The 12,819-nt window shown below is 69.7% G+C and carries 11 protein-coding genes and 1 pseudogene; 6 read left to right on the top strand and 6 right to left on the bottom strand.

Annotated features, from left to right (window positions below):
* Positions 1-40 precede the first annotated feature (40 nt).
* Entirely contained in the window at positions 41-931 is an 891-nt protein-coding gene (locus ACWCPF_RS32355; RefSeq protein WP_451048660.1) for a helix-turn-helix transcriptional regulator, read from the top strand.
* Here the strand turns inward: ACWCPF_RS32355 and ACWCPF_RS32350 are convergent.
* Positions 915-1,319, bottom strand: coding sequence for a hypothetical protein (locus tag ACWCPF_RS32350; RefSeq protein ID WP_451048659.1), 405 nt, complete (start codon positions 1,317-1,319; stop codon positions 915-917). The two genes, ACWCPF_RS32355 and ACWCPF_RS32350, sit on opposite strands and share 17 nt — an antisense overlap.
* A gap of 143 nt (positions 1,320-1,462) precedes the next feature.
* Between ACWCPF_RS32350 and ACWCPF_RS32345 the strand changes: the two genes are divergently transcribed.
* Positions 1,463-2,212 (top strand): hypothetical protein, encoded by a 750-nt coding sequence (locus ACWCPF_RS32345; RefSeq protein ID WP_451048658.1) that lies wholly within the window; start codon positions 1,463-1,465, stop codon positions 2,210-2,212.
* Positions 2,213-2,269: 57 nt separating this feature from the next.
* Here ACWCPF_RS32345 and ACWCPF_RS32340 read toward each other — a convergent pair whose 3' ends face one another.
* Positions 2,270-4,513, bottom strand: coding sequence for a WD40 repeat domain-containing protein (locus ACWCPF_RS32340; RefSeq protein ID WP_451048657.1), 2,244 nt, complete (start codon positions 4,511-4,513; stop codon positions 2,270-2,272).
* Positions 4,506-6,383, bottom strand: a complete 1,878-nt coding sequence (locus tag ACWCPF_RS32335; protein WP_451048656.1) for a hypothetical protein — start codon at positions 6,381-6,383, stop codon at positions 4,506-4,508. The genes ACWCPF_RS32340 and ACWCPF_RS32335 overlap by 8 nt, the downstream gene beginning before the upstream one ends.
* Before the next feature lie 143 nt (positions 6,384-6,526).
* On the opposite strand from ACWCPF_RS32335, the gene ACWCPF_RS32330 reads away from it, so the two are divergent.
* The gene (locus ACWCPF_RS32330; RefSeq protein WP_451048655.1) at positions 6,527-7,888 is read left to right on the top strand and encodes an esterase/lipase family protein; all 1,362 of its coding nucleotides are present in this window, start codon (positions 6,527-6,529) and stop codon (positions 7,886-7,888) included.
* A gap of 58 nt (positions 7,889-7,946) precedes the next feature.
* Positions 7,947-9,152: a cytochrome P450 gene (locus ACWCPF_RS32325; protein ID WP_451048654.1), complete on the top strand. Its 1,206-nt coding sequence runs from the start codon at positions 7,947-7,949 to the stop codon at positions 9,150-9,152.
* Between the two features lie 2 nt (positions 9,153-9,154).
* Here ACWCPF_RS32325 and ACWCPF_RS32320 read toward each other — a convergent pair whose 3' ends face one another.
* Together ACWCPF_RS32320 and ACWCPF_RS32315 are read right to left on the bottom strand one after the other, a co-directional pair.
* Entirely contained in the window at positions 9,155-9,592 is a 438-nt protein-coding gene (locus ACWCPF_RS32320) for an NUDIX hydrolase (protein WP_451048653.1), read from the bottom strand.
* Between the two features lie 34 nt (positions 9,593-9,626).
* A complete protein-coding gene (locus tag ACWCPF_RS32315) occupies positions 9,627-10,115 on the bottom strand; it encodes a phosphoribosyltransferase (protein WP_451048652.1) in 489 nt (162 codons plus the stop codon).
* Between the two features lie 332 nt (positions 10,116-10,447).
* Between ACWCPF_RS32315 and ACWCPF_RS32310 the strand changes: the two genes are divergently transcribed.
* On the top strand, positions 10,448-11,815 hold the full coding sequence (locus ACWCPF_RS32310) for a sensor histidine kinase (RefSeq protein ID WP_451048651.1): 1,368 nt from the start codon (positions 10,448-10,450) through the stop codon (positions 11,813-11,815).
* Positions 11,812-12,513, top strand: a complete 702-nt coding sequence (locus ACWCPF_RS32305; protein ID WP_451048650.1) for a response regulator — start codon at positions 11,812-11,814, stop codon at positions 12,511-12,513. The genes ACWCPF_RS32310 and ACWCPF_RS32305 overlap by 4 nt, the downstream gene beginning before the upstream one ends.
* A 78-nt stretch (positions 12,514-12,591) precedes the next feature.
* On the opposite strand, the pseudogene ACWCPF_RS32300 reads toward ACWCPF_RS32305, so the two are convergent.
* A pseudogene (locus tag ACWCPF_RS32300) lies at positions 12,592-12,819 on the bottom strand (MarR family winged helix-turn-helix transcriptional regulator); the annotation flags it as partial.

Here is a 12,819-nt window from a genome sequence, read left to right as displayed (position 1 = left end):
GACCACCTTCACCGGCACCACCGAGGCCATACTGGGGCGCATGGACGATCTTGCGGGCTTCCTGCGGACCCGGCGTTCCCGCGTCGACCCGGCGGCCGTCGACATCCCCACCGACAGCCGCCGCCGGGTCGCAGGGCTGCGCCGCGAAGAGGTCGCGCACCTGTCCGGAGTCAGCGTCGACTACTACGTACGCCTGGAGCAGGGCCGCGCGACCCAGCCCTCCGAGCAGGTCCTCGACGCGCTCGCCCGCGTCCTCGGCCTCGACGAGACCGAACGCGGGCACCTCCACCGGCTGGCCCGGCAGCGCCGCCGCCGCGCGAAGGCGCCGGGCGGACGGATCCGGCCGGAATTGCTGCGCGTCCTCGACCTGGTCGCCGCACCCGCGCTGATCATGGACCACCGCCTGGACGTGCTCGCCGGAAACCGCCTCGCCGGGCTCCTCTACGGCCGGCCGATGCCGGGCCTGAACACCGCACGGCACATCTTCCTCGAGGAGGCCGAGCGCGGCCTCTACGCGGACTGGGAGAACTGCACACTCGACGTGGTCGGGCACCTGCGTCTGGCCGCCGGCAAATACCCCGACGACCCCCGCCTGGCCTCGCTCATCGGCGAACTGGCAATGGGCAGCGAGCGCTTCCGCCGTCTCTGGGCCCGCGCGGACGTACGCGCCCGCACCCATGGACGCAAGGCGTACCGGCACCCGCTGGTCGGACTGCTGGAACTGCACCAGGAGAACTTCGCCCCACCGGACGAATCAGGCATGGAACTGCTGGTGCTGTCCGCCGCCCCCGGTACCCCCGCCGAGGACGGACTGCGCCTGCTCGCAGGCCTGGGCGCGAACAGCGCCGACGCGCATCCGACCGACCCGCACCCCGCACTCGTACCCGCGCCGGCGAAGCCATGTGCTCACGGCACTATCCAGCCGAACTGACCAAGGTCTCGAAGCCTGAGCTGTCGCAGTAAGACACCGCACGACGCTCAGCCCCGATGTCGCCGCTCACCGCATTGACGGTGTCATCGAGGATGTGGGTGCCACCGTGTTCCAGGCCAGCCCGGTCAAGCCTTTTCGAGGCCTCGACGAGCGCATGCCCACTCTGTCCGCCACCGGCATCGCCACCGGCATCGGCGTCTGCCTCACCGGTTGTCGTGGCGTGCGCCGCGTCCTGCCAGGACCCCAGCTTGGTGCAGTAGTCCCGTTGCCACTCCTGGGCCTGCGCCGGATCGTCCGACGAACAACCGCTCATCAGGACGCCGGCAACGACAACGGCCGCTGCGCGCTGGACCGCTCGTGTGATCCCACCGCTGTGCTGCATGGACATGCCCTCCCCGAAGTTGCCGCCACAGAGTATGGATCACAAAGGTCTCACCTTGCTCCGCCCGCGGCCGCCCCGGCTCCCAGCACGATCGCGCAGCCTCCGACGGCTCCGAAAGGCAGCCGGGCCGAACAGTAGGCTTCCCATTCATGGCCCTCCCTTCCCACGACACACTCGCTACACCTGACCCGGAGCCCGGGGCGACGGAGGCGGACGACGACAGGTTGATCGAGAGGTTGCGGGCCCTCGCTTGGGACCCGGGACTGCGTTTCGACAGCGCAAGGGTCCCCGCCACATGGATAGCCGAGCGCTACGGACCGGACCATCTGACGAAGATCCGCGCCAACATAGAGGGTTACGTCAGTGACGGCACGATCGCGCTCAAGTCACGGACCGACGAAGTGGCCGCCTACTATGCGAACACTCCACGGGCACCGCTGTTCCCTCCAGTCACAGCGACGGAAGTCGAGAACGCGGAACGCACCATCGGTCGCCGCCTGCCCGAGCTGCTTCGGCGCATCTATACCGAGGTCGCCAATGGCGGCTTCGGCCCCGACGGCGGACTCGCGCCCCTGACCAACGGCAGCCGCGCAACGGGCGACTTGACCGACTGGCAGTCCGTGGAGAGCATCCACCAGAGCAACCGTGCACAGGGGCGGCTGCCGGCATCATGGCTCTACCTCACCTCCGGCGGCTGCACGATGGAATGGCACGTCTCATTGATCGCGGTCGACAATCCGGTACTGCTTTACGACGCTGACGGCTGGGAGCCCACATGGGGCGAAGACGCACACGACGGCCTTCGCCATGCAACCGCACTACGGCGATGGCTCTGGACCTGGGCTGACGGCGGCAACGTATGGAATGAACTCCTCGACCGCCTTTCTGACCAGGAGTGACCTGCCGTCCCGCAGCTGTTCATTCTGAAATCGTCTGCACCAGCAGCTTCGTCACGTTCACGCGTTCGCCGCTGTGTCCTCCGTCGCGGTCCGGCGGACGTCGATGGTCAAGGGGCCGCGCAGCAGGCCCACGCCCAAGGTTGTTTCGTGGGCGGTGATCGAGGTGACGCCGTCGATCGGCAGGCGGAAGTACTCGGCGCCCTGTGGGAGGCGCCACGCATGGATCGTTCCGTCCTCGCCGGCCGAGTACAGCAACCCCTGGTCGCCGAGGCGGGTGGCCGCGAGGCTGAGGACCGATCGGCTGTGTCCCTCCAGCACGGCGGTGCAGCGGCCGGTGTCCGGATCCCACAGGCGCACCGTGGAGTCGTCGCCGCTCGATGCGATCACCGTCCCGCTCCCGGTGTCCACCAGGGCGACGGAGCGGACCCACTCCGTGTGCCCGCTCAGCATCTGTAGGCATTCGCCGGTCGTGGCGTCCCAGATACGTACGGTCTGGTCGGTGCTGCCGGAGACGACAACGTCCCGGTCAGCGATCCGGCCGATCGCCACCGCACGCACCCATTCCGTGTGCCCCTTGAGGACCAGGACGGTTCCTGCGGCGACGTCCCAGACCCGGATGCTCTTGTCGTCACTCGCGGACGCGACGACGTCCCGGCTGCCGACGCGCCCCGCGGCCACCTGCCACACCACGCCCGTGTGGCCGGTCAGTGTGATGTGCGGGCGGCCGTCAAGGCGCCAGACCCGTACCGTCCGGTCGTAGCCGCCGGAGTAGAGGACCGGTTCACCGTCGAGGGCGCCGATCGCCACCGACTGCACCGTGCCGGTGTGCTCGGTACAGACGGCGTTCAGGGTGCCGTTCGCGGCGTCGCGGATCTCGATGGTGCCGTCGTCGCCGGCGATCGCCATGACGGGTCCGTGGCGGCCGGGGCCGAGCGCGATGCCGCGGACGATGCCCGGAACCTCGCCGTCGGCGCTGTCGTCGCCCAGCCCCGACGTGTCCCAGATGCGGACGCTGCAATCGTTGCCGGCCGAGATCAGGGAGGGTGTTCCGGCGAACTCGCCGACGGCCGCGGCCGACACCGGCGCCGTGTGGCCCTCGATCACGGCCAGGCACTCACCCGAGGCGGGGTCCCAGGTGCGGATGGTCCGGTCGTTGCCCGTGGAGACCACGATGTCGTGCCCGGCCAGCCGTGCTACGGCGACGGCCCGGACCCAGTCGGTGTGGCCGTGCATGACCTGGCATGCCTCGCCGGTGAGCGGGTTCCAGGTACGCACCGTGCGGTCGTTGCTGGCCGAGGCGATCGTGGGGTGCTCCGCCGGTCCGCCCAGCGCGACGCCCCAGACGGGTTCGGTGTGCCCGGTGAACACGAAGCGGCAGCGCGCCTTGTCGGCGTCCCAAAGGCGGATGGACTGGTCGTCCGAGGCGGAGACGACCACGTCCACGTCGTCGAGACGTCCGACTGCCAGACCGCGTACCCAGTCCGTGTGCCCTTGCAGGACGCGGACGCAGTCGCCGCTCACCGCGTCCCAGATGCGGACGGCCGCGTCGTCACCGGCCGACACGATCACCTCGCGGTCGCCGACGCGGCCGATCGCGACTGCGTGGACGGCTCCCGGGTGGCTGGTCAGCCGGGCCGTCTCCTGGCCGGAGTCGAGGTCCCACATCCGCACGGTGCCGTCGTCGGAGCCGGAGACCGCCACGGGCTTTCCTGCGACGTGCCCACAGGCGGCGGCGCGCACCCAACCACCGTGCCCCTCCAGCAGATTGACGGTCCGTCCGCTGAGCGGATCCCACACCCGCAGCGTTCGGTCGGCGCCACCGGAGACGATGACGGGCGAGTCGTGTCGCTCGCCGACGGCCACGCACTGGACCGGTTTGATGTGCCCCAGCAGCGACCGGTTGAACGAAGTGGCGCGGGTGCGCGCCCACAGCGGCCACCACAGAGCCGCCGCGCGGGGTTCCATCTCCAGTGGCGAGCCCTGGAGCAGGCCTTCCAGCGCGAGTACGGCGGCGCGCGCGTCGAATTCGTACTCGCCGAGGGTGTGGGCGATCCGTAGGTAGAGGCGGGCGATGTCCCCGCCGTCCAGTTCCACGCCGGCTCCCAGCGCCTCGCTGAAGGTGTCGGGGTCACAGGCGATGAGGAAGTCGACGTCACGGATGAGGTGTCCGAGGTATTCGCCACGGAGTGCATGGGTGGCCAGGAAGCGCAGGATGTAGGGGTTGGCGTTCTCCCACCCGTCACGGCGCCCCATCGCGGCGAGTTGGGCGGCGATGGCGTGCTCGATCTCCTTCTCAGTCACCGGCCTTGGCCTCCGCGCGCAGGTAGTCCGCGATGGACTGGTGGTAGAGACGGAAGACCGCCTGGTCGCCCTCGGTCGCCTCGACCAGGTACCAGCCGGCCTCTCGGATCACCTGAGCCACGTCTGCCGCCGAGTACGCGCGCCCTTTGGTGGACAGGGATGTGGCCAGCGCGGACCATATCTGACGCCGCGGGAGGCCCTTGCCTCGGGCGAAGGCCAGCGGGCGCAGCACCTCGTGGAAGAGGTCGGGATCCTCGAAGCGGTTCAGGTCGGCGGCCAGCGCCTCGTACAGGCCCGACACCCCGATCTGTGTGGTGATCACCTTCTGCCATCCGCCGTCCGCCAGTTCGGCGGGCAGGACGCGGCTGAGTGCGCGGACGGCGAAGCGGGCGTAGAGGAAGACGCCCTCGCTGCGGGCGGCGATCTGGGCGGCCGCCTGCCGCCGGGCGTCGGTGTCCGGCCAGAACTCGGAGAGCCGCCGCTCGGCGTAGGCGGCGATGGCCTCGCCGGCGGATCGGTCCGCATCGAGGTCGAGGACCAGCGCCGGGTTGCGACGGGGGCTGAGCGCCGTCAGGAGCGGGCCGAGACCGTCCGGCGACGAGGCGGGCCGGCCACTGCGGTCGCGCCGGGTGCCCACCAGGACCTTGCACCCGGGAAGGCCCGCCACTGTCCTCAACAGGTCGCGGGCGATGAGGATTTCGTCCCCGAGGACGGCCTCGTCGAGCCCGTCCGCCAGGACCGTCACCTCGCGCTCCGCCTCCGACAGCGCGAGGACGAGAGCCGATACCGGGTCGCCCGTTCGGGGTAACGCGATGCCCAGTTGGTCCGCCAGTTCGGCGGCCACCATGTCGGCGGACTTGTTCTTGAGGTGGACCACCGCGTCGAAGACGCCGACCGGGGGAAGGGTGACCGGGTCGACGTCGAGCATGCCCAGGGCCCGGCACGCGGCCTGGGCGTCCTGGTCGGACAGGACGGCGAGCCGGCCCAGGACCGCCGACTTGCCGGCGCCCGGCGAGCCGGTCAGCGCCACCAGGCCGACGCCGCTGCCGAGCCAGCGGATCAACTGCTCGCTGATCTCCTGACGGCCCGTGAAGAACCACCCCAGGTCGATGGCGTCGGCGCCGGAGGCCTTGAGCAGGAAGTGCTCCCGGTCGCCGGAGGGCAGGTGCTGGAGCAGCCGCCCCAACTCCACCGAGCGATCCGCGGCGCCGACGCGGTAACGCGGGTTGGGGATCACCTTCATCGAGCTCAGCCCCACCACCCGTGCGCACTGCTCGTCGCCGAGTCGGTCGCACAGTTCGTCGCAGAGTTCGCCCGGCGTGATCCACGGGTCGAGGTCGCGCCAGTGGCGCTGTTCGCCCTGGGCGCCCGACCCCTTCTCGACGACGTTCATCAGGGTGTCGACGAACAGACCGCTGGAGGACCGCTCGTGGTGCAGCGAGGAGACCAGCACGGCAAGCCGCATGGGAGGTCCGGCCATGGACGCCGCCTGGCGTTCCAGCGCTGCCTGGACCTCGGAGGCCGCGAATCCGACGCGGCACGCGTCGAGGAGAATCAGCGCCTCGCGGGCGCGACTGTTCAGGATGAGCGCCGCGACTTCCTCCGCGCTGATCGCTTTGGAGAAGGAGTAGGGCGGCAGCGCCGGACTGGTGCGGCTGAGGATGAAGTGACGGCCGTTGTGCAGGCGCCCGTGACCGCCGAGATAGAACACGATCGACGGCGGTTGCGCGGATTCCCGAGTGCTGTCCGCCCAGCCCTCCACAAAGGCGATGACGTCCCTGGCGGAAGCCCTGGCGAGATGGCGCGGCACGGTGACGCCGCGGAAGCCGAGTTTCTCGAAGAAAGCGGCGAGGTCGACAGCGCCGGACACCGAGCGGGGAAGGTCCTCGTGCGGGCTTCCGGCATAGTCGATACCAAGCGAGAGGATCTCTCGAACTCGACTCTGACTCACGCCAGTACCCCCTGGACGCCCTCGATCGCGCTACACTAGCAGACCTCTGGGCGCTGCAGGAGGTGGGTGTGGCTGTATTAGCCGAAGGCGATATAGCCGTCGTGATTCCCGGAATCCTGGGCAGCTGTCTGGATCGTGGGAATCGGCAGGTGTGGGGCTACCGACAGATCGGCTGCAACCTCTTTCACCTGGCAGAAAAACTCACCGAAGACCTCTCACTTCCACCCGGGGCATTCGATTCCCCGGAAGAGAATCTCGATACCGGCGTCACCGCGACGAGCGTCCTGAATTCCTGTCACCTCATTCCCGGATTCTGGTCGGTCGACGGCTATCGGGCCATGATAAAGAGTCTGCACAACCGCTACGCGATCGATGACGTCTTCGCCTTCCCCTACGACTGGCGGCAGTCCAACCGCGTGTCGGCCCGGCGTCTCGGGGAGTTCATCCGGCCGCTTCTGCAGCGACGGCGCAGAACGCATCCCCAGGCCCGTGCGGTGCTCGTCGGCCATTCCATGGGCGGCCTGGTGGCCCGGTACTTCGCGGCATGCCTGGACACGGACCGCGACACGCGACGGGTGGTCACCATCGGCACCCCCTATCTCGGATCGGTCAAGGCGCTCCTGGTGCTGGCGAAGGGATCCATCGCTCTGGGGCCGTACGAACTCGACCTGGGCGACTTCGCCCGCAGCCTTCCGTCCGTCGCGGAGCTGCTGCCCGTCTACCCCTGCGTTTGGTCGCCGGACGGAGACTTCGGCACGATCGAGTCACACCCCGTACCGGGGCTGCCGGCGCAACTGACCGCCCACGCTGTCGCATTCCAGCAAGAGATGCGTGAAGGAATGCTCCGACTGGGGTCCCGAGCACCGCAGTTCCATGCCGTCGTCGGGCATCTCCAGCCCACGGACGTCTGGGTCTCGACCGGGTCCGGTCTGCAGGCGCACCAGCCGGACGATCTCGCCGACCGCGGCGACGGCACGGTGGCCAGGCGCTCGGCGACCCCGCCCGAGTGGGAGAGCGACGCGGCGGCCACCTTTCTTCCCGGCAAGCACGCGTCCATCCATCAGCAGCGCGAGACCCTGCGCCATCTGCACGGGGTACTCACTGCGAGGCGGCACGCCCCCATGGCGGTCGAGGACGAGATCGCGGTGACCGCGCTGCAGTATGCCGTGACCGGCGACGCGTGGGAGATCCAGGCGGAGTCGTGCCACGGCGTCGACACCCTGGCCATCGAAGTAGTCGTCACCGACGACGCGGGCCGGGAACTCTGCGCGCCGATACCGCTGCGTCCTTGCGGCGGCTCGCGGTATCGGACCGCCTGGCGTCCGACGTCGTCGGGCGTCTTCCGCTGGGAGGTGCGCCCGATGGCACAGGCGGCAACCCCGGTGGAGCCGGTCTCCGACCTCGTACTGGTCGGACCGCAGTAAGGGAGCGGAAGGGCGCGGGCGGCAGCCGTTGCACCATCACGTCGATAGGAGAGGTCCTGTGCTCGACGCGATATCCGACGAGAACATCCTGCGCGTCCCGGAGGACTTCCCCGTCGGCCATGGATTCTCCGCTCCGCCGCGGCTCCTCCGCGTTCAGCGCGAGCAGCCGCTCTGCCCGGTCCGCACACCGCACGGCGACCGGCTGTGGCTGGTGACGCGGCACGCGGATGTCCGCGCCGCCTTGACCGACCCCAGGCTCACCCGGCAACTGGGCTTTCCCGGCGCTCCGCGCCTGGCCGGCGAGGACGTCACTTCGCTCGCTGATTCGCTGTTCAATCTCGAGGGACCTCGGCACGCAATGTTGCGCAAGGTGCTGTCCGGCTCCTTCAACCGCGGCGCCGCGCAGTGGTGGGCCGCGCAATGGCGGCGGTCGGCGGCCGAGACCGTGCAGAAGCTGCGGGAATCGACGACGTCCGCCGACCTCGTCACCGCGTTCGTCGACCCGGTGGTGGCCGATGTGGCCGGATCCCTGCTGGGCCTCGGCCGGAGCGAGTTCCTCCGGGTCCGGGAGAACGTCCGTCGGCAGACCGGCCTGACCGCCGGCAGCGATCCCGTCGGACGGGCGACCGCGAATCTCGTGGAGTTCGCCGACAGTCTGCTCGCCCACTCCGAGGGACGCGGGCAACACCTTCCGGTCGCCGCGCTGTCCGCGGCTTGCCGCGACAAAGTCATCACGCGCCGCGAGGCCGTCTCGACAACCGCCCTGCTCCTGCTGACCGCGACGGACTCCCTCGTGGCACCGCTGGCCACGGGACTGCTGGCGCTGCTCACTGACCAGGACCAGCTCGGGCGCCTCCTGCGCGAGGAGGCGCCCTGGACCGATGCGGTGGAAGAGGTCTTGCGTTTCTACAACAACGGGCCCACCAACTACCCACGGCTGGCACTGACCGACGTCCCACTGGCCGGAAGGACGATCCGGTCCGGCGAGGCGGTCATCACCTCGACTCTCGCGGCGGGTTGGGACCCGCGGCTCTTCCCGGCGCCCGACCGCTTCGACATCGGCCGCCGCAACGGCGCGTCCCTCGTGTTCGGCGCCGGGCCGCACCGCTGCCCCGCCGCGGCCTTCTCGCGCAGCATGCTGGCCTTGTTCACCAGCGCCGCGTTCACCGGGCTGCCGGCCCTGCGGCTGGGCTCGATGCCCGTGTCGGGGGAATCGGGCGGGTTCTTCACCCGGCCGACGGTCCTGCTCGCCGAGTGGTCCTGACGCTACATCCGGCCCAGGCTGACCATCCTGGGGATCACCTTCTTCGCCATGATGGACCCGACCTTGATGCCCTGTTCCTGGAAATGCGCGTCGATCCAACGGAGTTCGCCGAGCTCGGCCTGCGGGGTCATCTCGCCCTCCACCTCCACCACGTAGGCGTGGATGATGAGCGGTTCGCCCTCGAAGACGGCGATGTCGCTGAACGTGCCCAGGTAGTCGTAGGCGGAGACGTCGACGCCCAACTCCTCGCGCAGCTCCCGGTACAGCGTCTCCCGCTGGGTTTCGCCGCCCTCCATGCGCCCGCCGGGCATGATGTACTCCTCGCCCTCCTGCTTCTTCTTGCGCACGACGAGGATCCTGTTGTCCTTGACGATGGCGGCGCCGACCTTCTGAATGGCTGCCTGGGTCGGGTCGTACAAGCGATCTTCCGGACGGTCCATGACGTCCTTCCTTTCAGTGGTTCATCTCATTGGTTCATCGCACTTCCCAAGGGAAAGTGACCCAGCCGTCGCAGCGCACGGCCCAGTAGTCGGGGCACAGTTCGCCGGAAGTCCGGCCCGGCTCTGCGCGGTCACCCTTCCATACCAGCGCGGCCGTTCTGACTTCGGCCGCCCCACTGCCCTTGATCATTCGGCTGACGCCGGAGATCGTCGCACCGCTGGTCACGATGTCGTCCACCAGAAGGACGTCGCGGCCGGTGAGATCGCCGACCGACGCACTGTTGCGCAAGATGAGCTCCGGAAGCATCGGCGAATGCGCGAAATCACTGGACGTATGGCGGGCGTAGGCCACACGGACATCATCGATCTTGTTCAGGTGTGCGATTATCGTTGCTGGAACGAGGCCGCCGCGCGCTATGGCAACGATGGTTTTCGGGGTTGCGTCACGCGCTATCTGCAGATGCAGGCGGTACCCCAGTTCCTGGATGGTCTGCCAGTCCAAGTCGAGGTCGGTAGCAGCCATACGCCCCCTTCGAATGTCCGTCCCGGATGCTGCCTGTACCCACTGGAATCAGACCATCTTGCTGACCTGCAAGAGAGCCGACAAGCGCCAGGCCTGAACAGGCGCCTTTCGCTCTCTGCCGGGCCGTGAAACCCGAATCCCCGTGCACCCCCAACTCCACCACAACAGGCGTTGCAATGGGCGTTCTCATGAAATCTGCGGCCGACCGGCCGGCTCCGGGCTGCGCCGCCGGGGCCCGGGGCCGCCTGAAGCCCTTGCGGTACCGCGCTGGGATGAGCTGCTCGGACGTCATCCCTGCGATGTAGGCGGGCGGTGTATCCGGTGCGGTGGGAATGACCACCGGGACGGACTCCGCGGGTTCGCGCGGCGGCGAGAATGATCCGGTGATCGATGTGATCAACGTACGTACGACGCCGGCGTGGCTGCGGGGAGCCGCGCGCCGGACGGTCCGCGACGCCAGGCTGCCGAGCGGTCCACCGCTGCGGCTCACCCAACGCGCCTGGCAGTTCGACGCGTTGGTGGCGCTGGCGCTCGGAATCGCCACCGTCTACTACGGCATCGACAATGCCAACAACGTGGTGGTGCGGGAGATCGCGCCCGGCGTGCAGTACGTCATCGCGCGCCCGTCCGGTGCCGGCGGCCTGGCCTTCATGGTGACCCTCGCGGCCGTCGCCTCGGGCGCCCTGGCCCTGCGCCGTCGCTACCCGCTCGCCGTGTTGTGCGTCGTGACGGCCGCGACCCTGGCGACACCGCACAGCGTCATGCGGCTGACGTTCTACGCGTTCGTCATCGCCGTCTACAGCGCCGCCGTGTACAGCCCGTACCGGGTGGCGACCCTGGCGGCGCTGCCGGTGTCGGTCGTCCTGGTCGGCACCTCGGGGAACTCGGTGACGCCGATCGTCCCCAACGAGTACATCGCCCTGCTGATCCTGGTCCCGATGGCCGTGGCCGCCGTCGGACTGCGCACCTGGAAGCTCCGGACCGACGAGGGCCGCACCCGGCTGTTCGCCCTGGAACGCGAACAGGCCGAGGCGCTGCGCCGGGCCGTCGAGCACGAGCGGGCCAGGATCGCCCGCGAACTGCACGACGTCGTCACGCACAACGTCAGCGTGATGATCATCCAGGCCGGTGCCGCCCGCAAGATCATGAACACTTCCCCCGAGGAGGCCGGCGAGGCGCTGCTCGCCGTCGAGGCGGGCGGGCGAGCGGCCATGACCGAGCTGCGCCACGTCATGGGACTGCTCACCATGACCGACGAGGGAGAGGGGACGGACGAAGACGCAGACCTCGCCGACACGGCGGCGGTGCCGGCCCCGCAACCCGGCCTGGACCAGCTGGAGAAGCTGGTCGGACGGGTCCGGGACGCCGGACTGCCGGTCGACCTGAACGTGACCGGACCGCCCCGTCCCCTCCCGCCCGGAGTCGAACTGGCCGCCTATCGCGTGGTCCAGGAAGCCCTGACCAACACCGTGAAGCACGCGTCCGGCGCAGCCGCCGCCGTGACCGTCGAGTACGGGCCGGAACGGCTCCGGGTGGAAGTCACCGACACCGGTGGCCACGCGGGCGCGGGCGCCGGAAGCGGCCGGGGTCTGATCGGTCTGCGCGAGCGCCTCGCCGTCTACGACGGAACCCTGGACACCGGCCGGCGGCTGACCGGCGGCTACCGTGTGGAGGCCCTGATCCCCTTGGAGACACCGTGACCCCCGAGCCGCTGCGCGTGCTCCTCGCCGACGACCAGACCCTCGTCCGCACCGGATTCCGGCTGATCCTCCGCGCCGACGGCATCGACGTCGTCGCCGAGGCGACCAATGGAGCCGAAGCGGTCGAGGGGGTCCGCCGCACCCGTCCGGACGTGGTCCTGATGGACGTCCGGATGCCCGAGATGGACGGCCTGGAGGCCACCCGCCGCATCCTCACCGGCGCCCCCGGCGAACCCCGTGTCATCATCCTGACCACGTTCGACCTCGACCGGTACGTCTACGCGGCCCTGTCCGCCGGGGCCAGCGGCTTCCTCCTCAAGGACGTCACCCCCGAGCAGCTGACCGCGGCCGTCCGCACGGTCCGCACCGGCGACGCGCTCCTGGCGCCCGCCGTCACCCGTCGCCTCGTGCAGCGGTTCGCCCAGCGCGGCAGCGACACCGCCGCGCTCCACCGCGACCTCGCCTCGCTGACCCCGCGTGAACTGGAGGTCCTCGGCCTGCTGGCCCGAGGGTTGAGCAACGCCGAACTCGCCGCCCGCCTCCATCTGGCCGAGACGACCGTCAAGACGCACGTCGCCCGCATCCTCGCCAAGCTCGGACTCCGTGACCGTGTCCAGGCGGTGATCGTCGCGTACGAGACAGGGCTGGTCAGCGTCGGCGCACGCGAGGCGGCCCGGCAGTCGACGGAGCAGACGTAGACCGAAGCCGAAACTCGGGGTCAGCAGTGGGAACCTGCGCGTGATGTGAAGTGACCGCCCGGCCGCGCGGCGGAGTCTTCACGGGGTGCCGCCCTCCTCGGCCGAGGGATTGAGCGACGCCAACAGTTTGAGCAGCAGTGCGTGCGTCTGCGCCTGTTCCGTCGGCGTCAGCGCCTGCAGCGCTTCGGCGTGCGTGGCGTCCAGCGCTTCCGCGGCCTCGGTGGCGAGCCGCAGGCCGGACTCGGTGGCGTGCAGTCGCTGGGTGCGCCGGTCGCCGGGGGTGGTCCGGCGTTCGAGGAGGCCCCG

The sequence above is a fragment of the Streptomyces sp. NPDC001858 genome, from assembly GCF_053594615.1.
The sequence above is the reverse complement of the archived record's forward strand: the minus strand, read 5'-3'. Positions and strand labels throughout refer to the sequence as shown.

Bases quoted from the DNA above. Each gene is read 5' to 3' on its own strand.
- ACWCPF_RS32350 (WP_451048659.1), bottom strand. From the start codon at position 1,319: ATGTCCATGCAGCACAGCGGTGGGATCACACGAGCGGTCCAGCGCGCA.
- ACWCPF_RS32315 (WP_451048652.1), bottom strand. From the start codon at position 10,115: ATGGCTGCTACCGACCTCGACTTGGACTGGCAGACCATCCAGGAACTG.
- ACWCPF_RS32310 (WP_451048651.1), top strand. From the start codon at position 10,448: ATGACCACCGGGACGGACTCCGCGGGTTCGCGCGGCGGCGAGAATGAT.
- ACWCPF_RS32355 (WP_451048660.1), top strand. From the start codon at position 41: ATGGACGATCTTGCGGGCTTCCTGCGGACCCGGCGTTCCCGCGTCGAC.
- ACWCPF_RS32345 (WP_451048658.1), top strand. From the start codon at position 1,463: ATGGCCCTCCCTTCCCACGACACACTCGCTACACCTGACCCGGAGCCC.
- ACWCPF_RS32320 (WP_451048653.1), bottom strand. From the start codon at position 9,592: ATGGACCGTCCGGAAGATCGCTTGTACGACCCGACCCAGGCAGCCATT.